Below are 25085 nucleotides of genomic sequence, written 5' to 3' on the forward strand. Positions count from 1 at the left end.
GGCCCATCATGTAAAAGAAAAACGCCATGAGCGAACGAACGACTTCTGCAAGCTGGGCGATGGGGATTGTCAAAGCATTGGAGATGGACGGCCTGGATTGCCGGGTTCTGTTCAAACAACTGGGGCTCGATTACACGGCTCTGGATGATCCGGATGCGCGCTTCCCGCAAGATTCCATGACCCGTCTCTGGCAACGGGCGGTCGAGTTATCTGGCAACCCCGCGATCGGCCTGAACATGGGCAAGGTGGTGCGACCGGCGTCTTTTCATGTCGCCGGCTACGCGTTGATGTCGAGCAATACCCTTGCCGAAGGCTTTCAGCGGCTGGTGCGCTATCAGCGCATCATCGCCGAGAGCGCCGATCTGAGTTTCCGATTGCTTGATGAAGGTTATGCGCTGATTCTGACCGTGCACGGTGACCATCTGCCGCCGACCCGGCAAAGCGCCGAAGCCTCGCTGGCCTGTGCGCTAGGCCTGTGCGGCTGGTTGACCGGACGCACGTTGCACCCGGTCAAAGTGCTGGTGCAGGGCGCGGAACCGGATGACCTGGAACCCTATAAACAAGCTTTCCACGCACCGCTGATGTTCAACGCGCCGTACGATGCGCTGATCTTCGAACGTGCCGACATGGAAGCGCCGCTGCCCACCGCCAACGAAGCGATGGCGCTGCTGCATGACCGCTTTGCCGGGGAATACTTGGCGCGTTTTTCCGAAAGCCGCGTGACCCACAAGGCGCGACAGGTGCTCTGCCGTTTGCTGCCGCAAGGTGAGCCGAAGCGCGATACCGTCGCGCAGACCCTGCATCTATCGCAGCGCACCTTGCAGCGCCGCTTGCAGGAGGAGGGCACGAGTTTTCAGCAACTGCTCGACGACACCCGCCGTGAACTGGCCGAGCAGTATCTGGCGCAACCGAGCATGACGCTGCTGGAAATCGCTTATCTGTTGGGATTTGCCGACCCGAGCAACTTCTTTCGCGCGTTCCGCCGCTGGTTCGACACCACGCCCGGCGATTACCGGACGCGGTTGTTGCAGGCGCCGGGTGCGGTCAGTGACGCCAAAAGGCCGGAATACACAGTACAAACACCGTAATGATCTCCAGTCGGCCGAGCAGCATGCCGAACGACAGGATCCACTTGGCCGCGTCCGGCAGAGTGGCGAAGTTGCCCGCCGGGCCAATGGTCTCGCCCAGGCCTGGGCCGACCCCGGACACGGTGCTGGCAGCGCCGGTCAACGCGGTCATCCAGTCGACGCCGAGCAGCGACAGGAGCAGGGCGATCACGCAGATGGTAATGGCGAAGAAGAACGAAAAGGTCAGAATCGAACGGACGATCTCTTCGTCGAGACGGTGGCCGTTGTACTTCTGTTTGATCACTGCGCGCGGGTGAATCAGTTGATTAAGGTTGGCCTTGAGCAAGATGTAGGCGACCTGGAAACGGAAGATCTTGATCCCGCCCGCCGTCGACCCGGAACAGCCTCCGACAAAACCCAGATAGAAAAACAGCATCAGCGAGAAGTTACCCCACAGGCTGTAGTCGCCGAGGGCGAAACCGGTGGTGGTGACCACCGACGTCACGTTCAGCGCCACGTGGCGTAGCGCCTCCAGCCAATGCAAATTGGTCGTCCACCAGTACCAGGTGCCGAGCACCAGCCAGGTCACCAGCAGCATACCGAGCAAACCCTGTACTTGCTGATCCTTGATCAGCGCCTTGCGGTTGCCGCGCAACGTCGCCACGTACAGTGTGAACGGCAGGCTGCCGAGAATCATGATGACGACTGCGACCCAGTGCACCGCCGGTTGCGTCCACTTGGCCAGGGATTGATCGGAGGTCGAGAACCCGCCAGTGGAGATCGCCGACATCGCGTGGTTGATCGCGTCGAACGGACTCATCCCGGCCCACCAGAACGCCAGGCTGCCAAGGATGGTGATGCCGACATACGCCGCCACAATCAGGCGCGCCACCATGTGCGAGCGGGGCATGACCTTTTCCGAGCGGTCCGAGGACTCGGTCTGGAACAGGCGCATGCCACCGATACGCAGCAGCGGCAGAATCGCCACCGCCATACCGATAAAGCCGATACCACCGATCCAGTGCAACAGCGAGCGCCACATCAGAATGCCCGGTGACATGGTGTCGAGCCCGTTGAGAACGGTCGAGCCGGTCGCGGTAATGCCGGACATGCTTTCGAAAAAGGAGTCGGTGTAGCTGATGTGCTGGGTCAGCAGAAACGGCAGCGCAGCAAAAATGCACACCACCAGCCAACTGCTGACCGTCAGCAGGTACATGTCACGCGGACGCAGGTGAATGTGTTCCGGTCGGCCGGGAATCACCAGCGCGAGGCCGGCGACGAAGGTGATCATGCTCGCCCAGAGGAACGACGGCAGATCACCGGTGCGCTCGAAAATCACCAGGGTGGCCATAGGCACGACCATGGCCACGGCCAGGGTGATCAGGAAGATGCCGATGATGAAACCAATGATCCGTAAGGTCGGCAACGCCATGAAGTCCGCTCGGGCTGATGTGGGAAGGGCGCCATTCTACCCGTGGGGCAGGGCATGTAAACCGGCATCCTGTTGGCAGATACAGCTAGAATAGCCGCACATATTTTTCAGGAGGTGGCCGATGCAGGCTCTCGACGCGTTGCTCAACCGTGTTTCCGTTCCACGACTGGTCGAACCGGCCCCCACTGCCGAGCAGCGCGAAGCCCTGTTTGGCGCCGCGTTGCGCGCGCCGGATCACGGGCATTTGCAGCCGTATCGCTTCCTGACGGTCGAAGGCGCGGCGCGTGAACAGATGGGCGAGTTGTTGGCCGAGGCTGCACAGCAGCAGGAAGGCGAGGTCACCGAAGCGATGATCGACAAGGCGCGCAACGGTCCGCTGCGAGCGCCGTTGGTGGTTGTGGTGATCGCCAAATTGCAGGAACACGTTAAATATCCGAAGGCCGAGCAGTTGCTGGCGGCCGGGTGTGCGGCGCACGGGATTTTGCTGGCGGCGTATGCGCAGGGGATTGGTGCGGTGTGGCGTACGGGTGATCTGGCTTATTCGCAGCATGTGGCTAAAGGCTTGGGCCTGGCCGAAGGTGAAGAGGTGATTGCGTTCCTGTATCTCGGCACGCCGCAGAAAGAGCCGCGTGTGGCAGATAAAGTCGATCTGAGCGAGTTCGTCAGTGCCTGGCCTGGTAAAGCCTGAAGATCAAAAGCCCCTCACCCTAGCCCTCTCCCAGAGGGAGAGGGGACTGATTGGGGGATGCTGTAGAGGTACGCCGACCTGAAAGTGCTCGGCTGAATCCAGAGTCGATAACGGCTCCAGTGCATTTCGAGTTCGGAGTCGATAACGGCTCCAGTGCATTTCGAGTTCGGAGTCGATAACGGCTCCAGTGCATTTCGAGTTCGGAGTCGATAACGGTTCCAGTGCATTTCGAGTTCGGAGTCGATAACGGCTCCAGTGCATTTCGAGTTCGGAGTCGATAACGGTTCCAGTGCATTTCGAACCCAGAGTCGGCGACGATTCACGTGCCTTCCTGGTCCATAATCAACTCGGTTCTTCAGGTCGATGTATGACGCAAGACACCTCGGTCGGCCCCCTCTCCCTCCGGGAGAGGGCTGGGGTGAGGGTAGCTTTTAGGCTCTTAAAGTTGCACCACCGCTCCGGGCACCAACGGCAATTCCAGGCTGGCAATAAACCCACCCTGCGGATGATTTGCCAGCGTCAAACTCCCACCATGCCGTTCCGCCGCTCGCCGCGCAATCGCCAGGCCCAAACCGTGTCCCGCTGCCGTCTGCCCCGGCGCCCGGTAAAACGGTTCGCCCAACTGGCTCAAATGTTCAGCCTGCACCCCCGGCCCATGGTCGCGCACGCTCACGATGATTTTTTCACCCTGACGTGAAGCCTGCATTTCAATCGGCTGACCTTCCGGGTTGAAGCGCTGGGCGTTGCGCAGCAGGTTATCGACGGCGCGCTCGATCATGGTCGGCCAGCCTTTCAGATTCAGCTGCGGTTCGGCATCAAGACGCACGATCTGCTCGGGCGATCCCAGTATTGCGTCCTTCTGCAAGAGGCCGAGCAACGCATTCAGATCCACCTCTTCAGCACTGGCGTTGTCGGCATCGACCCGCGCCAATACCAGAATTTCACTGATCAATGCTTCCAGCCGATCACACTCGCGGGTCAGGCGTGGCCAGAGTTTTTCCCGTTCTTCAGGATTGGCCCGTTCCGCCAGCGCCAAGGCAATGCGCAACCGCGCCAACGGTGAGCGCAATTCGTGGGAAACGTCGCGCAACAACTGCCGTTGGCTGCCTATCAGGCTCTGCAGACGCGCACCCATGCGGTTGAAGTCGGTGGCCAGCACGCCGAATTCGTCGCGGCGATTGGCCAGTTTCGCCAGGCTGTTCTGCTGATAGGTGGTCTGCCCGAGATCATGCACCGCGCCGCGCAAACGGCTGAGCGGGCGGGTGATGGAGAAGGTCACCAACAGACTGAACAGGGTCAGCACCACCAACGCGATGCCCAGCGCACTCAATGGCCAAAGCAGACTTTCGCGGTGCCAAGAGTCGAGTTCCGGATGCGGGATGCGGTAGATGAACAGGTAGGTGTCACCGGTTTTTTCGCTGGTGAATTCATCGGTCAGACGTCGCCATGGCAGGCGCCGGTCATCATTGTTCTGGCGGGCTTCGAATGCGGCTGCGCGGCGCGGGAAGGTGCCGCGAACCACCGGGTCGCCGGATTCGTTCAGCACCTGAACATCGATGTGATATTGGCGTTTGCGCTGTTCGAGGATGTCCTGAGCAGCTTCCTCGCCCTGGGCTTCGTAGGTTTGCGTCCATTCGCCGGCGAGGGTGTTGAGGCCCGGATGGCGGCTGAGGATCCACGCATCCTGGTTGAGCATGTGCCCGAGCAGAATGGACAGCCCGGCCACCAGAGCGATGGCCAGCCAGAAGCTCGCGAGAATACGCCAGAACAATGAACGCACAGAAAATCCTCAGAACAAACGCAAATCCCTGTAGGAGTGAGCCTGCTCGCGATAGCGGTGAGTCAGACAAGTATTCGTTGACTGACACACCGCTATCGCGAGCAGGCTCACTCCTACATTGGATCGGTGGAAAAAGACCCGGCGGTGTTTAGCCGTCGGGTCCGGGGTCAGAACATTATTGCGCCTTTTGCGCCTGTTGCGCTTTCCACGCCTTGAATTCGGCCCATTCGGCGCGACGCTCGGCCTGTTTTTTCTGGATCTCGTCGAATTTCTTCTGTTGATCCGGTTTCAGCAGCGCCCGAACATCGGACTCGGCTTTCTTGTGGTTGGCGGCCATCTCGTCCTTCATGGCTTTCTGGTCAGCCGGCGAGAGTTTTTTCAGGTACTTGTCGACCAGTTGCTTACGCTCGTGCATCTGCTCGCCCATGATCTTGCGGATCTGCTCGCGTTGTTCGCGGGACAGGTCGAGTTGACTGTACGGGCCTTTGCCGTGCATGCCGTGCATCTGACCGCCGTGGCGTGGGCCGTCGAGCGGGCCACCCATCGGGCCACCGTCTTGCGGCATGGCCATGGCGACGGTTGGCAGAGCGGCAGCGAACATCAGAGCGATAAGAGTCTTGCGCATGGTGTATCTCCTTGTCTCGTTCCCGGTACGTTCCGGATGAGTACAGATTACGGAGATCAAGGTCAGCGGCGGTCAGCACTGCGTAAAGCTTGGGTAAAGACGCTTCGCGCCCAGCCTTACACATATCCCGTTGTAGGAGCTGCGGCACGCTGCGATCTTTTGACTGTGGGACGCAGAGCGTCCCCGGCTGCATTCCCACGCAGAGCGTGGGAACGATCAGATCGCAGCCTGCGGCAGCTCCTACAGGGGGAGGCGTCGGTTACCGTTGGCCGGGGGATGTGTGCAGTTCAGAGGCTGTAGAAGTAACCGCGGCTGCGCAGAGCGACGATGCGTGGGCGGCCGTCGGGATGCGGACCGATCTTCTTGCGCAGGTTGCTGACGTGCATGTCGAGGCTGCGGTCGTACAGGGTCAGCTTGCGACCGAGGGCGATCTGCGCCAGTTCCTGTTTGTCCAGCGGCTCGCCGGGTTGCTTGAGCAGGGCTTCGAGCAGGCGGCTTTCGGAAACGGTAAGGGTCAGTTCTTTCTCGTCGATGCTGACCACGCCGCGCACCGGGCTGAAACTCAGATCGCCCAGCTCAAGCTGCGTCGAGACTGCCGCCGGGTGGCTGCGGCGCAGTACGGCGCGCAGGCGAGCGGTCAGTTCTCGTGGGTCGCAGGGTTTGGCCAGATAATCGTCGGCGCCCAGTTCCAGACCGAGGATGCGATCCAGCGGCTCGCCACGGGCCGAGAGCATCAGCACCGGCAGATCAGCGTGATCGTTGCGCAATTGCTTGAGCAGTTCCAGACCGCTGCCGTCGGGCAGCATCACGTCCAGCACCACCGCCGCCGGGGCCGTTTCGGCCAACGCCTTGCGCGCACTCTGGCCATCGTGGCAGGCGCGCACATGGAAGCCTTCCTGGCTCAGCCAGCTACTCAGGAGTTCGCACAACTCCTGGTCATCATCAATCAGTAACAGCTCGCTCATGACTCACTCAATTTAGCCATTGCCGACGTTTTCGGCTTGCTCCACTGGCAAAGATACCGCAGAGCAGCGCCAATAGCGCTACTCCGGCGCCCGTGACGAACCATTGCTGCTGATCAGTCAGCAGACGCGGCAGCGGGCTGGCCTGGGCTTCCTTGAGTTGCAGCTTGAGACGCTGGTTCTCCTGGCGCAACCGGGCGAGCTGTGCGCTTTCACGGGTATTGTCGGCATTTTGCAGTTGTTTGCTCAGTTCTTCCCGTTGCTGCTCGCTGGCCTTGAGGCGCTGCTGCAACTCGGTGATCTGGCTGCCGGCGCTTAACGACAATGGCGTGGAACTGCCGCCTTCGGTGGTTTCCTCACCATGGGCGGGTGCCATGATCGACAACGTGACCAACATCAGACACAACGGACCCTTGCGCATCGCGACACCTGTTTCCAAATGGATATTGGGCAGGTTGTCGGCAGGCAAACGAGAATAATGAGCGATTGAGAGCAGCAAGAACCAGGAAGGTTCATTGCGTGAGGCAGTGTCGCGAGTGATGAGGGGTAAATCCCCTCATCACCGAACGTTTAAGGCAGGACTTGCTTGAACGGCTTGACGACCACGTTGGCGTAGACACCCGCGGCGATGTACGGATCAGCATCGGCCCATGCTTGCGCAGCGCTGAGGGAATCGAATTCGGCGACGATCAGGCTGCCGGTGAAACCCGCTGCGCCCGGATCATTGCTGTCGACGGCCGGGTGCGGGCCGGCCAGTACGATGCGGCCTTCGCCCTTGAGCGCATGCAGGCGTTCCAGATGCGCAGGGCGCGCGGCCAGGCGTGCTTCCAGCGAGTTGGCGACGTCGGTGGCAATGATGGCGTAGAGCATGTCAGTCCTCGGTTTTTGGTGTTGTTGTGGTATCGGCATCGTGCAGATGACGCGACAGGTAAATGCCCTGTGCGACCAGGAATACCAAGGTCATGCCCAGGCTGCCGAACACCTTGAAGTCCACCCAGTAGCTCTGGAAGGTGAAGGCGACGAACAGGTTGGCAGCGCCGCAGAACAGGAAAAAGGCGATCCAGGCGATGTTCAGGCGGGTCCAGACCGGATCCGGAAGGGTCAGTGCGTGGCCCATGATGCGTTTGATCAGCAGGCGGTCACCGATGAAGTGGCTGCCGATGAAGGCGACGGCGAACAGCCAGTTGACCACCGGGGCTTTCCACTTGAGGAAAGTTTCGCTGTGGAAGGCCAGCGTCAGGCTGCCGAATACCAGGCAGGCAATCAGGGTCAGCCATTGGCTCTTTTCCAGCTTGCGCTGTTTGATGAACAACGCGCCGTACACCACCAGGGAACTGATGATCAGCATCGCCGTGGCGCTGTAAATACCGCCTACAGTCACTTCATGGCCAGCGATGTCGACGACCCGTGGATCAAGTTTGTAAACGATGAAGAACAGCAGAAGCGGGATGAAATCGATGAATTGTTTCACAGTGAGAGCCAGAAGCTGGATGTGGCGGCATAATAACAAACATATGGGCGCGCGATAGCGCCAGCTGATTTGAGGTTACAACTCCCCGTGAATGTTGATTTGCATTGCCATAGCACGGCCTCCGATGGCGCCCTCGCGCCTGCGGTTCTGGTTGCGCGTGCGTTCGAGAACGGCGTGCGAGTCCTGGCGTTGACTGACCACGACACCCTCGAAGGCCTCGCCGAAGCGCGCACGGCCGCCAACGAATTGGGCATGCAACTGGTCAACGGCGTCGAATTGTCCTGCACCTGGGGCGGCGCGACGATTCATGTGTTGGGCTACGGTTTCGACGTCAACGCCGCACCGTTGGTCGAAGCGATTGCCAGATTGCACGATGGGCGCTGGCTGCGGTCGGAAGAAATAAGCCGCAAACTCGCTCTCAAGGGCATGCCCGGTGCCCTCGATGGTGCCCGGCAGGTCCAGCAGGAACTGGGCGACAGCGGCAACGCCCCGGCCCGTCCGCATTTCGCCGACTGGATGGTGCGTGAAGGTTTTGTAAAGGATCGTGCCGAGGCATTCCGCAAATGGCTCGGCGCCGGCAAGCTGGGTGACGTCAAGTTGCACTGGCCGACGCTGGAAGACACCGTTGGCACACTGCGTGCCGCCGGGGCCTGGGTCAGCCTCGCGCATCCGTGGCACTACGATTTCACTCGTAGCAAGCGTCGAAAGCTGATTGCCGACTATATTCAAGCAGGCGGGCATGCGATCGAGGTGGTCAATGGCCATCAGCCTGCGGAACAGGTCGGCAGCCTGGCAATCCTTGCCCGTGAGTTCGGTCTGCTGGTCAGCGCCGGCAGTGACTTCCATGGCCCTGGCGGCTGGTCCGAGATCGGCCAGTACCGGCCGGTTCCCGAGGACCTTCCACCCCTGTGGTGTCGGTTCAAACATGACACAGATATTGCCGCCGTCTGAACAGGTAGAGAATGTGAGTCAATTTTTCCAGATTCATCCGGAAAACCCGCAAGCGCGCCTGATAAAACAGGCGGTCGAAATCATCCGCAAGGGCGGGGTGGTGGTTTATCCCACGGATTCTTCCTACGCCATCGGCTGCCAGATCGGCGACAAGACCGCGATTGAGCGCGTGCGCCGCCTGCGCCAGCTCGATGAAAAGCATAACTTCGCGCTGATCTGCAGTGACCTGTCGCAATTGGGCAACTACGCCAAGATCGACACCGGCACCTTCCGCATTCTCAAAGCGCATTTGCCAGGGCCATACACCTTCATTCTCAACGCTACCCGCGAAGTGCCGCGTCTGTTGCTGCATCCGAAGAAGCGCACCATCGGTCTGCGTGTGCCGAGCCATCCGATCGCGCTGGCGCTGCTGGCCGAACTCGGCGAGCCGCTGATGAGCGTGACCCTGATCATGCCCGGCGACGAAGACCCGCTCAGCGATCCTTACGAAATGCGCCAACTGCTTGAACACCAAGTGGACTTGATCATCGACGGCGGTTTTGGCGGCATTAAAGCCTCCACCGTGATCGACCTGACCGGCGACGACCCGGAAGTGATCCGCGTCGGTTGCGGCGACCCCGCGCCGTTCATGGTCGAGGCCTGAATGTCCGCAGTGGAAACCGTTGTCGATCCGCAGGCCGGCGCTCAGCAGGAACTGCCATTTGCCATGGTCTATGGCCAGGCAGTCATGGAGATGCCGCTGGACCTGTACATCCCGCCGGATGCGCTGGAAGTCTTTCTTGAAGCCTTCGAAGGCCCGCTCGACCTGCTGCTGTACCTGATCCGCAAACAGAACATCAACATCCTCGATATCCCGGTGGCGGAAATCACCCGCCAGTACATGGGCTACGTGGAGTTGATGCAGTCGGTGCGCCTGGAGCTGGCCGCCGAATATCTGGTGATGGCCGCGATGCTCGCCGAGATCAAGTCGCGCATGCTTCTGCCTCGGGCCGAGACTGTCGAAGACGAGGAAGATGACCCGCGTGCCGAACTGATCCGCCGCTTGCAGGAATACGAGCGTTTCAAGGCGGCCGCCGAAGGCATCGACGGCTTGAGCCGGGTTGGCCGCGATGTGATCGTGCCCAAGCTCGACGCCCCGGAAGCCCGGGCGCGCAAGCTGTTGCCGGACGTTGCGCTGGAGGAGATTTTGATGTGCATGGCCGAAGTGCTGCGCCGTGGCGATATGTTTGAAAGCCACCAGGTCAGCCGCGAGGCACTGTCCACCCGCGAGCGCATGAGCGATGTGCTGGAACGGCTCAAGGGCGGCGGTTTTGTGCCGTTCGTCGAGCTGTTCACCGCCGAGGAAGGGCGGCTGGGTGTGGTGGTGACCTTTATGGCGATCCTTGAACTGGTCAAGGAATCCTTGGTCGAGCTGGTGCAGAATGAGCCGTTCGCCGCGATCCACGTGCGAGCCCGAGCCGAATAACGAGTCGAAACATGAACCTGACTGAACCCCGCGAGCTGGCCCCCCTGCTTGAAGCCTTTCTGTTGGCCTCGGGAAAGCCGCAATCCCTTGAGCGTCTGTTTGAACTGTTTGAAGAAGGCGAACGGCCCGAGCCTGCGGTCTTCAAGAAAGCCCTGACCCTGCTGGGCAAGTCCTGCGAGGGCCGTGCTTTCGAGCTCAAGGAAGTCTCATCGGGCTATCGCTTGCAGATCCGCGAAAAGTTTTCGCCGTGGGTCGGCCGCTTGTGGGAAGAGCGCCCGCAGCGTTACTCCCGCGCCTTGCTCGAAACCATCGCGCTGATCGCCTACCGTCAGCCGATCACCCGTGGCGAGATCGAAGACGTGCGTGGCGTGGCGGTGAACAGCAATATCGTCAAGACCTTGCTGGAGCGCGAGTGGATCCGTGTTGTTGGTTACCGCGATGTGCCGGGCAAACCGGCGATGTTTGCCACCACCAAGATGTTTCTCGATCACTTCAACCTGAAGAACCTCGAAGACCTGCCGCCGCTGGCCGAATTGCGCGAAATGGAAACTGACCCGGTGCTTGATTTCGACGACGCTCCGGTGCCGCAGGGCTTGCAGGAACTGGCCGATGCCAGCGCCGAGCCGGAAGAGGAGAAGGAAGAGACCAGTTTCCATACCTTGCTGTTGGAGCTGGACAGCATGGAGGAGGGGATCAAGACCGACTTCGATGATTTGCTGCGGGATGCGGTGGATGGTGAGGCGGGCGACAGTGACGCGCCGACGAACGAGCCTGAAACCGAAGTCGCTGAGCCAGCGATTGAAGTTGAACTTGAAGCAGAGCCAGAAGCCGAACCGGAAGAGGACATTCTTGGCGTCGCCGAAGCCCGCGAAAAACTATTGGCCGCCGTCGCCGCGCTCGAACAACCCGCGCCAGAACCGGAGCTAAGCGAAGAAGAAGCCGAAGCCCGTGCCCTGGCCGAAGCCATCGAGGCCGAACGCCGCGAATTGGAAGACTGACCCGCCCTGCCAAACACCGCGATCCCCTGTAGGAGTGAGCCTGCTCGCGATAGCGGTGTATCTGTCAAGAAGATGTTGACTGACACACCGCTATCGCGAGCAGGCTCACTCCTACAAGGGATTTGTGTTTTTCGGAGACCTCGATGAGTTCCACCAAAGACCCGTGCATCAGCCTCTGCAAATTCACCGACGACATCTGTCTCGGCTGCGGCCGCAGCAAGCGCGAAATCAAAGCCTGGAAGAAACTCGACAAGGACGACAAGCGCAGCGTACTGGCCGAAGCCGCGCTGCGCCTGATCAAACTCGGTGGCGCCGGTCGGCGGAAAAAGAAATAACCTTGGCCTGATCGACTAGTCTCTGATGCGCGATGGCGCACATCCGCGTATGATTCGCGACCCTTCGCCGATCCCTTCGGCTAAGTACCCAGATTTCAATGCTTCAGGCGCCGCCTGAACAGACCACACCGGGAGGTGCCCAGATGAGCGACATCATTCAGAAAGACGACCAGGAAATCGGCCCAGCAGGCGAAAAGCTGCAGAAAGTCCTCGCCCGTATCGGCGTCGGCTCGCGCCGTGACGTGGAATCCTGGATCAGCCAGGGCCGGATCAAGGTCAATGGCAAAGACGCCACCCTCGGTCTGCGCGTCGACATGCACGACGCCATCACCATTGATGGCAAGGTGATCAAGCGCGAAGAAGCGGCCGAATCGGTCCGCCGCGTGATCATGTACAACAAACCCGATGGCGAGATCTGCACCCGTGACGACCCTGAAGGCCGTCCGACCGTGTTCGACAAGCTGCCGCGTCCGAAAGAAGGTCGCTGGATCAACATCGGTCGTCTCGACATCAACACCACCGGTCTGCTGATGTTCACCACCGACGGTGAGCTGGCCAACCGTCTGATGCACCCGTCCTACGAGATGGACCGTGAGTACGCCGTGCGCGTACGCGGTGAAGTCGACGACGAGATGATCGAGCGCCTGAAGGCCGGCGTCGTGCTGGAAGATGGCCCGGCGAAGTTCACCGACATCAAGCAGGCGCCAGGCGGTGAAGGCTTCAACCACTGGTATCACTGCGTGGTGATGGAAGGCCGTAACCGTGAGGTTCGTCGTCTGTGGGAATCGCAGGGTCTGGTGGTCAGCCGTCTGAAGCGCGTGCGTTTCGGTCCGGTGTTCCTCAACTCCGACCTGCCGATGGGGCGCTGGCGCGAAATGAGCCAGTACGAAGTCGACATCCTCAGTGCTGAAGTCGGCCTGACGCCGGTAGCGATGCCGCAACTGAACGCCAAGAGCAAAGACAAGCTTGAGCGCATGCAGCGCAAATCGTCGCGGCCGATGGCCAAGACCGAGCGCGTTCGTACGCTGCGTCCAGCCGCTGGCGCGCCGACCGGTCCGCGCCCAAGCCGTGAACCGCAGATCGAAGGCGAGCGTCCAGGTCGCAAGCCAGTAGCCCGTGACGGCGAACGCGCTCCGCGTCCGGCCAACGGTCGCACTGAGCGTGGCGAGCGTGGTGCGCCTGCCGGTCGTGGCACGCCTGTGGCGGATCGTCCAGCGGACACCACCAACAAGCGCCCGGCCAAACCTGCGCCGAAGCGTCCGGGGATCAAGCTGGTTGACGGTGACAAGCCGTCGGGCAAGCGTCGTGGCGCACCGGCCGGTTCCGGTCAGCGTCCGGGGTTTGGTCGTAAAAAGCCTGAGTGATCGGGTTTAGCGCCAAATGAAAAAACGCCAACCGCAGGGTTGGCGTTTTTTTTCGTCTGGCGCACACCGATCGTTCCAACGCTCTGCGTGGGAATGCCTCAACGGACGCTCCGCGTTCGGCTCTAGAGGGACGCGGAGCGTCCCAGGCTACATTCCCACGCGGAGCGTGGGAACGATTAAATCTTGGGGCTAGAACACAAAACGCCCATCAAACACCGGCTTGTCATCCAGCGCCAGCACCCCACCCGAAAAGATCAGATCCAGGTGATGACTACCCTTGGCGCCACCGCCCAACCCAAGATGCAACCCACAATGCCGCTCCTCAAACCCGGCATTACGCGCATACAAATCCTTCACGCCTTCATTGGTGCCAATCCCCAACTCCTCAATCCGCCGGTTCGATGGGTTGGCATCCAGGTACCTGTTGAAATCATGCTCCAGCCCCGGCACCTCCGTGGCGATGCGGCTGATGGTCGAGTTCTCGATCCACAGTTCCAGTGGTGATTCCAGCACACCGTACTTGCGCGCAAACGGGATGGTGCTGAGGAACGTGCCCTTGAACTTCACATGGCCGTTGATGGCCTCGCTGTGCGTGGCGATTTCGCCGGGGGCCAGGTCGAAGTTGCCGACACCGTTGATGTCGGTCCACTTCTTGATGCTGCTCAGCGGCGTTTCAAACCATGAGCCGTCATCGTCCTTGAAACTCAGCGTGGTCGCGTGGGACATACGCTGGATCAGGTGACTGTTCAGTCCGGCAATCCGCTGCGGGGTGACGCTGAAGGTGTCATAGAAATAATCGCCGTAATCCTTGAACAGCAGCGACTTCTTCCAGTTCTCCGCCATCACCGCTTGCAGCGCGCGCACGAACTCCGGGCCGTCGGGGCGCGGGTTGGGCAGGGTGGAAGAGTCGTAGAAGAAAATGTACAGATCGCTGTCGGTGATTGCCGAGGTCAGCGTTGCGGTGCTGTCCAGGTCCAGACGTCGGGTGCTGAACTGGAAACGAGGATGATCGCCTGCCTGTTCGGCGATCGCGCCGGTCAGCGCTTGGTAATCAGCCGTGTGGCCGAGCAATACCTTCGCCGAGTCGATGCCGGTAAGGGCGGGGTGGTGTTCGAGGTAGTAAAGGAAATGCGAGATCGCGCGGGGCTTATCCATGAATCCTCCCTGACTGACCGTGTAAAAAGCGGCAGGCACGACCGGCCGGATCGTGCCTGCCCGGAGATGTCTTACAGAGGCCACATCGCCGTGCCGAACGGAACTACCGCGTCGGCTTGCATCATTTCTACAGCCGCCTCGTGGGTCGGTGCTTCAAACCATTCGTCCAGTTGCAGTTCGGTATCCAAGTCTTTTTCCAGTGCTTGCATGGTCGATCTCCTAGATGACATTCACGGTTGTGACTGGCCGGTCGAGGTGGCCGGCAAGACGTGAAGAACCTAGTTCAGGGTGTTTTGTAATGCAAAAAATTATTCATTTATTTTTTAAATAGACTTTTTATTCTGTTTTTCGGCGGCAGTTTTTTTATTTGAAAACAAAAAACTAAACAGCACGTTTCATTAGCAAGCTAGCTACCGTCAATTTGCAGACGTCTGACAGATATTTCTGAAATGGAAACTCTGCGTTACGCGTCGTAAAGAAATGTTTACAAAAAAGCCGTTAAAACCGAGTGAAACCAACCCGTCATGAGCGCTGTAAGGAAAAGCTGCCGAAGCCTGCTCCGCCGCGGGCCGGACAAGGCTCTGGCACGCTTGTTTCAGCATCGTTTGCAGGGTGATATGCGCCCCATGCCTGTCGTGCAGGTGCATAACAAGAAGGAGGCGCAATGAACGCCGTGACTGATCTCCATCTCTCTCCGTGGGACGGTTTTTTCCTCGTCCACGCCGATGGCCTGCAAAGGCCTGACTCAATTTTTGCAGCCGCTCGAGTGTCTCGAGGCGGACACACGCAATCCCGGCAACCGCCACGCTGATCCAGCGGGGTCTGGCAGCAGGGGGTTAGCGGTGTACAATGCGCCGCGTTTTAACTGTGACCCTCTGCGTAATCGCGCAAATCTCAAGGCTATCCGCCTTGTTCACTCCGTGGCGCCACAAGCGTTTCGGGTTCGATTTCGTCACAGATAAAAACAAACAGGTGACGCATGACCGTTGTAAATGAGCTGAACTCCTGGTGCCTGCGCTGGGGTTTGATCGGGGCTGCTTGAAATCGCAACCTGGCAGCAACGTCTACTGAACATCATCAAACCTTGCGTGAGACCTTTTTCATGAGTGGACAACCCTCGCAATCAGGCGAGCTGAAACGCGGCCTGAAAAATCGCCACATTCAACTGATCGCCCTCGGTGGCGCGATCGGTACCGGATTGTTCCTCGGCTCGGCCGGGGTACTGAAATCCGCCGGCCCGTCGATGATTCTCGGCTACGCCATCTGCGGCTTCATCGCCTTCATGATCATGCGCCAGCTCGGCGAGATGATTGTCGAAGAGCCGGTGGCCGGTTCCTTCAGCCATTTCGCGCACAAGTACTGGGGCGGCTTTGCCGGCTTTCTGTCCGGTTGGAACTGCTGGATTCTGTACATTCTGGTGGGCATGTCGGAGCTGACCGCGGTCGGAAAATACATCCACTACTGGGCACCGGACATCCCGACCTGGGTGTCTGCAGCGGCTTTCTTCGTGCTGATCAACGCGATCAACCTGGCCAACGTCAAAGTCTTCGGTGAGGCCGAATTCTGGTTCGCGATCATCAAGGTCGTGGCGATCGTCGGCATGATTGCGCTCGGTAGCTACCTGCTGGTCAGCGGCAACGGCGGCCCGCAAGCCTCGGTGAGCAATCTGTGGTCGCACGGTGGTTTCTTCCCCAATGGCGTTAGCGGTCTGGTGATGGCCATGGCGATCATCATGTTCTCCTTCGGCGGTCTGGAAATGCTCGGTTTCACCGCCGCTGAAGCGGACAAACCGAAAACCGTGATCCCGAAAGCGATCAATCAGGTGATCTACCGGATCCTGATTTTCTATATCGGTGCGCTGGTGATCCTGCTGTCGCTGACGCCATGGGACAGTCTGCTGGAAACCCTTAACGCGTCCGGTGATTCGTACAGTGGCAGTCCGTTCGTGCAAGTGTTCTCGATGCTCGGCAGCAACACCGCCGCGCACATTCTCAACTTTGTGGTGCTGACCGCCGCGTTGTCGGTTTACAACAGTGGCACCTACTGCAACAGCCGTATGCTGCTGGGCATGGCCGAGCAGGGCGATGCGCCGAAAGGTCTGGCGAAGATCGACAAGCGCGGCGTGCCGGTGCGGTCGATCCTGGCTTCGGCGGCAGTGACGCTGGTGGCTGTGCTGCTCAATTATCTGATCCCGCAGCACGCGCTGGAGCTGCTGATGTCGCTGGTGGTTGCGACGCTGGTGATCAACTGGGCGATGATCAGCTTCTCGCACTTCAAGTTCCGCCAGCACATGAACAAGACCAAACAGACGCCGCTGTTCAAGGCGCTGTGGTACCCGTACGGTAACTACATCTGCCTGGCATTCGTCGCCTTCATCCTCGGTGTGATGCTGTTGATCCCGGGCATTCAGATCTCGGTGTATGCGATTCCGGTGTGGGTCGTGTTCATGTGGGTCTGCTACGTGATCAAGAACAAGCGCGGCGCGCAGCAGGCCGTGCACGCGGCAGGTGCTGCCAAGTAAGCGCTGATGCAGAAACACAAAACCCGGCCTGAGTGCCGGGTTTTTTATGGGCGCAAATGTTGGACCGCTATTGATAGTCGGCGAGAGGATAGTCCCTGCACAGGGTTTCGACCTCTGAGCGAAACTGCGCGAGGAGCAGAGGTTCCAGGGTGTAATCCTGTTCGCCGAGCGGCGCTACCGTATTCAGAACCCGCACGATCAAATCGACGATCTGGCGGCTGCCGTGGACATCGACCCGGCGTTGCGCTAGAGCCGCGGTGCCGATACGCAGCCCGCTGGTGACAAGTGCCGAACGGGGATCGTCGGGTAGGCGATGTTTGTTGACGATGATCCCGCAGTGTCCCAGCGCCGCCTCCGCGATAGCCCCTGTGATGCCACCCCGCAAGCGAACCAGCACTGTGTGGTTTTCACTGCAGCCGCCGACCACTTCATAATCCTTGGCCTGAAACGCTTTGACCATTTCATCCGCCGTACTGCGGATCTGTGCCATGCAGGCATCGAATTCTGCGGACATTGCGTAACCCAGCGCGGCAGCCTTCGCTGCGATCATGTTGGCGGCGAGCGCGCCCTGCATGCGCGGGTAAACGGCTTGATCCAGCAGGCGACTGAAGGTGGTTCTCAAGCCGGGGATCTTGGTGTTTGCGTCCCGACCGCTGAGGATCACGCCACCCCGAGGTCCGGCGAGTTGCTTGTGCGTGCAGGTGACGGTGACATGTGCGGCGTCGATCGGACCTGGATGCCGTCCGGTGGCCACAAGCCCGGCGATATGCGAAATGTCGGCGAGCAGGATGGCGCCGGCTTCATCGGCAATTTCGCGAAACCGCTTGAAGTCGACTACGCGTGAATAGGCGGTGGCGCCGCAGAGGATGACGCGTGGGCGATGGGCGAGCGCCAGCAGACGCACTTTGTCGTAATCAATGAGACCGTCGGATGTCGTGCCGTACTGGATCGCCTTGTAGTAGGCGCCCGAAAACGCCGCGAGGCTGCCATGCGTGAGATGACCACCGTGTTCCACTGCCATACCCAGCAAGGTGTCGCCAGGCTCCAGCAAGGCCGTAAGGACTTGGTATATAGCGTTCGACGCTGAGTGTGGCTGCACGTTGGCGTATTGCGCGCCGAACAGTTGCCGCGCTCGGCGGATGGCCAGCGACTCGACCAGTTCGACGTTCTCGCACCCTGCACTGTGGCGCTTGCCGGACATGCCCTCTGCCGTCACGTTGACCAGCACGGAAGCAGAGGCCGCCAAGGTTCGCGGCTGGACGGCGCAGGAGGAGGAGGCCAGTGAAAGCGTGTGCTGTTGACGCGTGACTTCAGCGTCGAGAATGGCCGCCAGTTCGGCGTCTTCTGCGCGAAGATCCGCCAGGCCACGACGCAACATGTCAGCCTGGTTCTTGAGCGGTTCAGTAATGACTGCCATTGCTTGATTCCTTCCCTGGTTTTGCGAGATTTGCGCATGTCCTTGCTTGCCAGATCTGTACAGGCGAATCCGTGTTTTGACCGCTGTGAGCGCAAAACTAAACCCTGTACAGGTCCCCGTTTTTTCGTTCTTTCACTCTCGAGAATGAAGCGCCGGGTTGACGCATCATAAATTTTTCAGTGAGGAACGCCACAGAATTAATCAAAAAAATGAACATTCTTCAAAGAAAATGATTCTTTTTGTAGCCGCTGCGGGTGTAAAACGGCCATGGCATGATGCCGATTTTCAGACGCCGGGTGAAAGGCAACCGAAACTGACTAGTCAGTACAAAGGCTGAAATCATCCTGCCAGTGGGTGGGTGGCATCGCGTGAAGGCTGACTTTTTATACCGAACCCAAGGAGGGAGAATGCTATGATCCTGCGCGGCACTGACAGGGATATAACTGCAATTTCCTACCTCACTTGTGCATGTCCGGAATGATCATTCGGGGTGTGACATTGATTGCAGTTAAAAAATGGATGGCAAGCATGTGATACACAGAAGAGAAAGATCGGAGAATCTGAAAAACAACATCAAATACCTGATAAAGAGTCGCGGGGAGACGCAGTTGTCCTTGTGTCACTCCAGTGGTTTGACGCGTACCACCATCTACAACATCCTTGAAGGCAAAGTGGTCAATGTACAACAGTCCACTGTACGCAAGATTTCTGATTTCTTCGGCGTGTCTTACGAGGAAATAGAAACGATTGATTTTGAAGAGAAGGAAATCATCGAAAGCAGTATTTCGCCACAGGGGAACATGAATCCGGCGGCGGTGCCTGTCATCAAGGAAAGTATGCTGCTGCAAAGTCTGGATAAAAGAATTGGTGAACTGGCCACGATTCATCCACTGACTTACTATTTTGGCGCGTCCTTTAACCTGATTGGCGTGCTTCTGGAAAACGAAATCAGTGGCATGAACGAACCCGGCGATCTGTTGATCGTGCAGAAAGGAGCATCGACCAGCGACAGGGAAAAACTGGTGTATGACAAAATCACAGCGAAGTTATCTATAAGCCATGAAGGCAGCTTTGATACGGATCGTGTATGCGTGATCGGAGATGTAATCGAGGAACGATTTAATGGATTGCAGTGTTGAAATGGAAAACAGCAAGTACAAATTGCTGGGGTTCGAAAATGGAAAAAGCCTGGCCGTTATCATGGTCATTGCGACAGGCAAGATAATTAAAATAAAACTGAGTGAAGTGTTGAATAGTGAGATTATGGATAATCTGAATAAAATCGAAGTGAAAAACCTCTACAAGAAGTTCTACTCCCAGGGTGGGGCGCTGACGGCTTACGAAATCAATGATCGTCATGAGAGTTCCTGGATGATCTACATTATCCTGAACTTGATGTTGTTCACGCTTTATATCTTCACCAGTATTGCAGCGACTAAACCGATCTATCTGGATTACTTTGACATTGTCGTGACTCCGGGAACCTTTCTTTACCCGCTGACCTTTCTGATCGTTGACCTGTTGAACGAGACCTTTGGTCTGCGGTTGGCGCGCCGGGCAATTCTCTTTGCGTTCATCAGCAATGCGGCGATTATCATTCTATTGGCGATCACCACCCATTTGCCGGGGTTGCCGGGGTGGAAGCTCGATGGACCTTACAATGACGTGATCAGTCAATTGTCTTCTGTTCTGGTAGCGTCTTCGATATCGTTTCTGGTGTCCGAAAACATCAACTCGTATCTGTTGTGCAAGATCAAGGAACTGACCAACTCCAGATTCCTGTTCTTGCGCGTATTCTTGAGTACATTGTTTGCAGTAATCATCGACAGCTTTCTGTTCTGTTACATCGCATTCTATGGAACGATGGAGAACAGTGCGATCTTGAGCATGATCTATGTGCAGATCGCGATCAAAGTGGGTTTTGCTTTCTTTAATATCATGCCCGCTTATGGGGCGCGGTCGCTGTTCAAGAAGTATTTGACAGGAAGCCAGGTTTGATCGAATAGCAGAAGCGCTCGCTTGGATTGTCCAGGCGAGCGTTTTTTTTGTGCCTTATTTTAGTTTGAGTTTCAATTTCAAACTGTTGGTTACCTGCTCTTTGTTCTCCAGGAACTCGCTGAGGCCTTTCGCGCGAAGATTGCACGCGTCACAGTCGCCGCATCCGCTTCCAGCTATACCGTTGTAGCAGGTCAGCGTGTGATGACGAATCAGGTCAAGTTGATTGTGGTAATCAGCCAGCGCCCAGGTTTCGGCTTTGTTCAGCCACATCAGTGGCGTTTCTAGACGTAACTTGTAATCCATGCCCAGTTCAAGCGCGTTGTTCAACGCCTTGACGAACTCATCGCGGCAATCCGGGTAACCCGAGAAGTCGGTTTCGCAAACGCCGGTAATGACTGTTCGGGCTTGAACTTGATACGCATAGATAGATGCGAGGGTCAAAAACAGAATGTTTCTTCCCGGTACGAAAGTGCTGGGCAGACTTTCTCCGGAGCTGTTGACGGTCGGCACGGGAATGTTGTCGCGGGTCAGGCTGCTGATCGCCAGTTCATTCAGCAGAGAGACATCCATTACCTTGTGAACGGTCACGCCAAGCTGTTTGCAAAGTTGCTGGGCAACTTCAATTTCCGCGTGGTGACGCTGACCATAATCAAAGGTAATGCAGTGGACTTCATCGTAGTGGGTCAGTGCATGGATCAGGCAGGTCGTAGAGTCCTGGCCACCACTGAAAACGATAACTGCCTTGTTGCTCATAAGTCTGCTTCCTGCATTAAACGGGTAAATTTAAAGGTCGCAATGGTAACTCGAAATGATGCTCGATATAAGTGCGCTGGAAGTTGCGCCCGCAGGCCGCAGGTCGCTTTGCAGCTAATCGCGGTATCCTGTGCACTCTGATTACGGACGTTTTTCCATGCTGGTAATTTCCAACAACGTGCATCTTCCCGATGCCGAGATCGAACTGACGGCCATCCGCGCGCAAGGTGCCGGTGGGCAGAACGTCAACAAGGTTTCCAGTGCGGTGCACCTGCGCTTCGACATTCCGGCCTCGTCCTTGCCCGAGTTCTACAAGGAGCGGCTACTGGCGTTGCGCGACAGTCGCATCACCAGCGATGGCGTGTTGATCATCAAGGCCCAGCAATACCGTACGCAGGAGGCCAACCGTGCCGATGCGCTTGAGCGTCTGGTCGAGCTGATCCTCAGCGCCACCAAAGTCGAAAAGAAACGCCGCCCGACCAAGCCTACCCTCGGATCGAAGAAGCGCCGGCTCGAATCGAAAACCAAGCGCGGCAGCATCAAGGCCGGGCGCGGCAAAGTGGACTTCTAGTCTTCGCGGTACTTGGCCGTGTGCTTGTACAGATACACGCTCAAGGCCAATCCGCTCAATGCAGCGAGAGCGGCGAACAGGAAGATCGAAGCAAAGCCGAAGCCTGCCGCAATCGCCCCGGCCAATGGCCCGGTGATCCCCAGCGACAAATCAATGAACAGCGAATAAGCACCGACCGCTGCGCCACGGCTTGAAGCCGGCACCAGATTCACTGCCTCCACACCCAGCGCCGGGAACACCAGCGAGAAACCAAACCCGCTCAGCGCCGCACCGGCCAGCGCCCAATGTGCGTCCGGTGCCAGCCACAACAGCAGCAGGCCCAGTGTCTCCACCGACAGGCAGGCAATCGCCACGCGAAAGCCGCCGAGGCGGTTGATCAGATTGCCGAACAGCAGGCGCGCACCGATGAAGCTGGCACCGAACAGGCTCAGGCACAGCACGGCGTTGTCCCAATGCTGTGTGGCGTAATACAGGGTGATGAAAGTGGCGATGGTGCCGAAGCCGATCGAGCCCAGCGCCAGGCCGCAACCGTGGGGAAACACTTTACCGAGCACATGCATGAACGGCAGGCGTTCACCCGCCACAATCGGTGCGGCGGTTTTCGGCCAGGCCAACGCCAGACCAAGAATCGCCAGCAAGATGATGCTGACGCCCATGCTCCACAAACCCAACTGGCCGACCAGCCACACACCGAACGGTGCGCCAACCGCCAGTGCGCCATAACTGGCGATGCCGTTCCAGGAAATCACTTTGGCGGTGTTTGCCGCGCCAACCCGGCCAATGCCCCAGCCGATCGAGCCGGAACCGACAAGGCTTTCAGCGCTGCCCAGCACCAGGCGACCGATCAACAGACTGATCAAACTGAGCATCGGCATGCTCGGTGTCCACGCCGAAATCAGCATGAACACACCGCTCAAGCCACACCCGGCCAGGCCAATCATCACTGCGCGTTTGCTGCCCTGGTTGTCGATGATCTTGCCGGCGTACGGGCGGCTGAGCAGGGTGGCGAGGTATTGCACGCTGATCACCAGACCGGCGATCACCGCACCAAAGCCCAGATCGCTGTGCACATAACCTGGCAGCACCGCGAGCGGAATGCCGATGTTCAGATAACCGATAAAGGTGAAGAGGACGATAGAAACGACTTGCAGCGTGACCGCCAGGGGGCGCTGGGGCTCGGACATAGAGGACGACATGGGTAACGATCCACAGGAACGGCAGATTAGATAGGCTGCTTATGATACCGGCGTGGAGGCTTCTGGGGCGGGAAAAGTAAAACTATTTGCCGGGAGGCCGCTTCAGGGGTTGGCCGGGGCAACCAGTTGTGTGGTGACCAGCGCCGCGAGGGCATTTTCTTCGCTGCCGAAACGGGCGAGCAGGGCGGCTTGTTTCTCGGGGGAGAGACGGTTCCAGATGTCGATCATTTTCTCGGTGGCGCCGATGAGTACGGCAGCTTGGCTTTCGGAGAATTCGTCGGTCATGGCGGGCTCGGGGGTCAGGCAGTGTGGAAAGCGCATGTTAGCGCTTTCCACACGGTCTGTACGACGGGGTCTTACTCTTCGTTGTCGGCCGGGCGGCTCTCAACGGCTTCTTTCTGCTCGGGCTGTTGGGCTCCGGCTTGCTGCGTGGTCGTCTGCTCAGGTACGTGCAGGCTTGGGAAGGGGAGATTAGGAATCTCGTGCATGGTTGCGCTCCTCGCTAAGTCTGTTGATAGATCTGGTAGATCCGCGCTTCTTGAAAGCCTGCGCAGGATACAGCAGGAAAAATGACAATCAGACTTTTAATTCAAATTAATGCGACAGATGGCCGCAGGGGGGAGCAAAAGCTGTGGTGATTGATCGTTCCCACGCTCTGCGTGGGAACGATCAATGGACGCTCTGCGTCCGCTGTTGGGACGCAGAGCGTCCCGGGCTGCATTCCCACACGGAGCGTGGGAACGAGCAATGGGAGGGATTATTTGCAGACGCTGGCGATGGCTTCTGCCAACAAGGCGAGGCGCGTAGCGTCGATGCCGGCGACGTTCGCCCGGCCCGAGCTGACCATGTACACGCTGTGATGCTCGCGCAGTTGCTTCACTTGCTCCGGCGACAGTCCGGTGTAAGAGAACATCCCGCGTTGTACGCCAATGTGTGCGAAACGCTCGCGCAGGCCATGCGGCTCCAGCGCTTCAACCAGGCCGCTGCGCAACTGCGCGATACGCAAACGCATGGCTTCCACTTCATCGGCCCAACGGGCTTTCAGCTCTGGATCGGCGAGGATGGTCGCGACCACCGCAGCACCATGATCGGGCGGTGTCGACCACAAATTGCGGGCGATGTTGGCCAGTTGGCTGCGGATGTCGATGAGCTTTTCGGCGCTTTTCGCGCAGACGATCAGCGCACCGGTGCGGTCGCGGTACAGACCGAAGTTCTTCGAGCAGGAACTGGTAATCAGCAGCTCAGGCACCTCGGCCGCGAACAACCGGGTCGACCACGCATCCTGTTCCAGACCATCGCCAAAGCCCTGGTAGGCAAAGTCGATCAGCGGCAGCAGATTGCGGCTGCGCACCACATCGAGCACGCGCTGCCAGTCGTCATGGCTCAAGTCAAAACCGGTCGGGTTGTGGCAGCACGCGTGCAGCAGCACCACATCACCGTTTGGCACTTGGTTGAGCACGGCAAGCATGGCATCGACGTCGAGGCGGTTGTCACTGCCCACGTACGGGTAGTGACTGACCTTGACCCCGGCCGTGGCGAAAATGGTTTCGTGGATCGGCCAGGTCGGGTTGCTCAACCACACGCCTTTGCCCGGCAGGCATTGGGCGATGAAGTCGGCGGCCAGGCGCAGGGCGCCAGTGCCGCCCGGGGTCTGGGTGGCGCCGGCACGTTGTGCGGCGATCAGCTTCGAGTCGGCACCGAGCACCAACTGATTGATGACTTTGCCGAACAGCGGGTTGCCGTGGCCACCGATGTAGGTCTTGGTGTCTTGGCTTTCGACCAGCCGCGCTTCGGCGATTTTCACCGCCTCCGGGATTGGCGTCAGGCCCTGAGCGTCCTTGTAGACGCCAACGCCCAGGTCGAATTTGCGCGGGTTGGTGTCCTGCGCATACGCCTCCATCAAACCGAGGATCGGGTCGCCGGGTACCCGGCCGATGGCGTCGAAGTGCATTACTTGCGTCCTTCTGCGGTCTTGGCCACTTCGTCAGTGCGCGCAGCCATGATGAAGTCGTTGCGGTGCAGGCCTTTGATCGAATGGCTCCACCAGGTCACGGTGACTTTGCCCCATTCGGTCAGCAGGCCCGGGTGATGACCTTCTGCCTCGGAGATCTCGCCGACAGCGTTGGTGAACGCCAGGGCGTGCTTGAAATTCTTGAACAGGAAAACTTTCTCCAGCTGCATGATGCTGTCGCGGACTTCGATGTTCCAGTCAGGGATCTGCTTGATCAGGATCGGCAGTTCTTCGTCGCTGACTTGTGGCGCATCGGCGCGGCAGGCTTCGCAGTGGGCTTGGTTCAAAGTGGACATGGTGTATTCCTGAATCGAGTGTGTTTTTT

Annotated in this window: 28 protein-coding genes; 12 read left to right on the plus strand and 16 right to left on the minus strand. The window is 58.7% G+C overall.

Annotated elements, in window-relative coordinates; translation table 11 throughout:
- Positions 1-26: 26 nt before the first annotated feature.
- Complete coding sequence (locus ACOYXH_RS04075; RefSeq protein WP_218251785.1) at positions 27-1088, plus strand: AraC family transcriptional regulator; 1062 nt, start codon at positions 27-29, stop codon at positions 1086-1088.
- Here the strand turns inward: ACOYXH_RS04075 and ACOYXH_RS04080 are convergent.
- Positions 1045-2499, minus strand: a complete 1455-nt coding sequence (locus tag ACOYXH_RS04080) for a TrkH family potassium uptake protein (RefSeq protein WP_095125539.1) — start codon at positions 2497-2499, stop codon at positions 1045-1047. The two genes, ACOYXH_RS04075 and ACOYXH_RS04080, sit on opposite strands and share 44 nt — an antisense overlap.
- Positions 2500-2620: 121 nt before the next feature.
- Here ACOYXH_RS04080 and ACOYXH_RS04085 point away from each other — a divergent pair, with 121 nt between their 5' ends.
- Positions 2621-3187, plus strand: a complete 567-nt coding sequence (locus tag ACOYXH_RS04085) for a nitroreductase family protein (RefSeq protein WP_095050141.1) — start codon at positions 2621-2623, stop codon at positions 3185-3187.
- A 439-nt stretch (positions 3188-3626) separates the two neighbouring features.
- On the opposite strand, the gene ACOYXH_RS04090 is transcribed toward ACOYXH_RS04085, so the two are convergent.
- The 6 genes from ACOYXH_RS04090 to ACOYXH_RS04115 form a co-directional block, all read right to left on the minus strand.
- The gene (locus ACOYXH_RS04090; protein WP_095050142.1) at positions 3627-4967 is read right to left on the minus strand and encodes a sensor histidine kinase; all 1341 of its coding nucleotides are present in this window, start codon (positions 4965-4967) and stop codon (positions 3627-3629) included.
- 175 nt (positions 4968-5142) lie between these two features.
- Positions 5143-5592: a Spy/CpxP family protein refolding chaperone gene (locus ACOYXH_RS04095; RefSeq protein ID WP_460063412.1), complete on the minus strand. Its 450-nt coding sequence runs from the start codon at positions 5590-5592 to the stop codon at positions 5143-5145.
- 287 nt (positions 5593-5879) lie between these two features.
- On the minus strand, positions 5880-6557 hold the full coding sequence (locus ACOYXH_RS04100; protein WP_095050143.1) for a response regulator transcription factor: 678 nt from the start codon (positions 6555-6557) through the stop codon (positions 5880-5882).
- Positions 6558-6564: 7 nt separating this feature from the next.
- Positions 6565-6975, minus strand: a complete 411-nt coding sequence (locus ACOYXH_RS04105; protein ID WP_038363742.1) for a translation initiation factor 2 — start codon at positions 6973-6975, stop codon at positions 6565-6567.
- Positions 6976-7124: 149 nt separating this feature from the next.
- Positions 7125-7424 carry a YciI family protein gene (locus tag ACOYXH_RS04110; protein WP_095050144.1) on the minus strand — a complete coding sequence of 100 codons (300 nt, stop codon included), beginning with the start codon at positions 7422-7424 and terminating at the stop codon, positions 7125-7127.
- A 1-nt stretch (position 7425) separates the two neighbouring features.
- The gene (locus tag ACOYXH_RS04115; RefSeq protein WP_007919675.1) at positions 7426-8025 is read right to left on the minus strand and encodes a septation protein A; all 600 of its coding nucleotides are present in this window, start codon (positions 8023-8025) and stop codon (positions 7426-7428) included.
- Positions 8026-8112: 87 nt separating this feature from the next.
- Between ACOYXH_RS04115 and ACOYXH_RS04120 the strand changes: the two genes are divergently transcribed.
- From ACOYXH_RS04120 to rluB, 6 genes are all read left to right on the plus strand, one after another.
- Positions 8113-8976: a PHP domain-containing protein gene (locus ACOYXH_RS04120; protein ID WP_095050145.1), complete on the plus strand. Its 864-nt coding sequence runs from the start codon at positions 8113-8115 to the stop codon at positions 8974-8976.
- A gap of 13 nt (positions 8977-8989) precedes the next feature.
- Positions 8990-9619: an L-threonylcarbamoyladenylate synthase gene (locus ACOYXH_RS04125; protein ID WP_093440143.1), complete on the plus strand. Its 630-nt coding sequence runs from the start codon at positions 8990-8992 to the stop codon at positions 9617-9619.
- Between the two features lie 123 nt (positions 9620-9742).
- Positions 9743-10441, plus strand: coding sequence for a segregation and condensation protein A (locus ACOYXH_RS04130; protein WP_172828192.1), 699 nt, complete (start codon positions 9743-9745; stop codon positions 10439-10441).
- Positions 10442-10452: 11 nt separating this feature from the next.
- Complete coding sequence (gene scpB / locus ACOYXH_RS04135; RefSeq protein ID WP_258709421.1) at positions 10453-11439, plus strand: SMC-Scp complex subunit ScpB; 987 nt, start codon at positions 10453-10455, stop codon at positions 11437-11439.
- Positions 11440-11582: 143 nt separating this feature from the next.
- Complete coding sequence (locus ACOYXH_RS04140) at positions 11583-11774, plus strand: DUF1289 domain-containing protein (protein WP_034153249.1); 192 nt, start codon at positions 11583-11585, stop codon at positions 11772-11774.
- Positions 11775-11917: 143 nt separating this feature from the next.
- Positions 11918-13138, plus strand: a complete 1221-nt coding sequence (rluB, locus tag ACOYXH_RS04145) for a 23S rRNA pseudouridine(2605) synthase RluB (protein WP_095050147.1) — start codon at positions 11918-11920, stop codon at positions 13136-13138.
- A 189-nt stretch (positions 13139-13327) separates the two neighbouring features.
- Here the strand turns inward: rluB and ACOYXH_RS04150 are convergent, their stop codons facing one another.
- Together ACOYXH_RS04150 and ACOYXH_RS04155 are read right to left on the minus strand one after the other, a co-directional pair.
- A complete protein-coding gene (locus ACOYXH_RS04150) occupies positions 13328-14293 on the minus strand; it encodes a M29 family metallopeptidase (protein ID WP_320414034.1) in 966 nt (321 codons plus the stop codon).
- A 71-nt stretch (positions 14294-14364) separates the two neighbouring features.
- Positions 14365-14502, minus strand: a complete 138-nt coding sequence (locus ACOYXH_RS04155; protein ID WP_003222780.1) for a hypothetical protein — start codon at positions 14500-14502, stop codon at positions 14365-14367.
- 893 nt (positions 14503-15395) lie between these two features.
- On the opposite strand from ACOYXH_RS04155, the gene ACOYXH_RS04160 reads away from it, so the two are divergent.
- A complete protein-coding gene (locus ACOYXH_RS04160) occupies positions 15396-16814 on the plus strand; it encodes an amino acid permease (protein WP_460111562.1) in 1419 nt (472 codons plus the stop codon).
- Between the two features lie 67 nt (positions 16815-16881).
- On the opposite strand, the gene ACOYXH_RS04165 is transcribed toward ACOYXH_RS04160, so the two are convergent.
- Positions 16882-18231, minus strand: coding sequence for a serine hydroxymethyltransferase (locus ACOYXH_RS04165; RefSeq protein ID WP_460410276.1), 1350 nt, complete (start codon positions 18229-18231; stop codon positions 16882-16884).
- Positions 18232-18746: 515 nt separating this feature from the next.
- On the opposite strand from ACOYXH_RS04165, the gene ACOYXH_RS04170 reads away from it, so the two are divergent.
- Positions 18747-19370: a helix-turn-helix transcriptional regulator gene (locus tag ACOYXH_RS04170; protein WP_176471290.1), complete on the plus strand. Its 624-nt coding sequence runs from the start codon at positions 18747-18749 to the stop codon at positions 19368-19370.
- Positions 19354-20229, plus strand: a complete 876-nt coding sequence (locus ACOYXH_RS04175; protein ID WP_093439557.1) for a queuosine precursor transporter — start codon at positions 19354-19356, stop codon at positions 20227-20229. Before ACOYXH_RS04170 ends, ACOYXH_RS04175 begins: the two co-directional genes overlap by 17 nt.
- Positions 20230-20283: 54 nt before the next feature.
- Here the strand turns inward: ACOYXH_RS04175 and queC are convergent, their stop codons facing one another.
- Positions 20284-20982, minus strand: coding sequence for a 7-cyano-7-deazaguanine synthase QueC (gene queC / locus ACOYXH_RS04180; RefSeq protein WP_095050151.1), 699 nt, complete (start codon positions 20980-20982; stop codon positions 20284-20286).
- Between the two features lie 157 nt (positions 20983-21139).
- Here queC and arfB point away from each other — a divergent pair, with 157 nt between their 5' ends.
- Complete coding sequence (gene arfB, locus ACOYXH_RS04185; RefSeq protein ID WP_095050152.1) at positions 21140-21553, plus strand: alternative ribosome rescue aminoacyl-tRNA hydrolase ArfB; 414 nt, start codon at positions 21140-21142, stop codon at positions 21551-21553.
- On the opposite strand, the gene ACOYXH_RS04190 is transcribed toward arfB, so the two are convergent.
- The 5 genes from ACOYXH_RS04190 to ACOYXH_RS04210 all read right to left on the minus strand — a co-directional run bounded on the left by ACOYXH_RS04190 (position 21550) and on the right by ACOYXH_RS04210 (position 25056).
- Positions 21550-22737, minus strand: a complete 1188-nt coding sequence (locus ACOYXH_RS04190) for an MFS transporter (RefSeq protein WP_176471293.1) — start codon at positions 22735-22737, stop codon at positions 21550-21552. The genes arfB and ACOYXH_RS04190 overlap by 4 nt on opposite strands.
- A gap of 114 nt (positions 22738-22851) precedes the next feature.
- A complete protein-coding gene (locus tag ACOYXH_RS04195; RefSeq protein WP_095050236.1) occupies positions 22852-23034 on the minus strand; it encodes a hypothetical protein in 183 nt (60 codons plus the stop codon).
- A gap of 71 nt (positions 23035-23105) precedes the next feature.
- Entirely contained in the window at positions 23106-23237 is a 132-nt protein-coding gene (locus tag ACOYXH_RS04200; protein WP_256573958.1) for a hypothetical protein, read from the minus strand.
- 269 nt (positions 23238-23506) lie between these two features.
- A complete protein-coding gene (locus ACOYXH_RS04205; RefSeq protein WP_460410277.1) occupies positions 23507-24700 on the minus strand; it encodes an amino acid aminotransferase in 1194 nt (397 codons plus the stop codon).
- Positions 24700-25056: a 4a-hydroxytetrahydrobiopterin dehydratase gene (locus ACOYXH_RS04210; protein WP_003222798.1), complete on the minus strand. Its 357-nt coding sequence runs from the start codon at positions 25054-25056 to the stop codon at positions 24700-24702. Before ACOYXH_RS04210 ends, ACOYXH_RS04205 begins: the two co-directional genes overlap by 1 nt.
- Between the last annotated feature and the right edge of the window lie 29 nt (positions 25057-25085).

The sequence above is a fragment of the Pseudomonas sp. Mb7 genome (assembly GCF_054790525.1).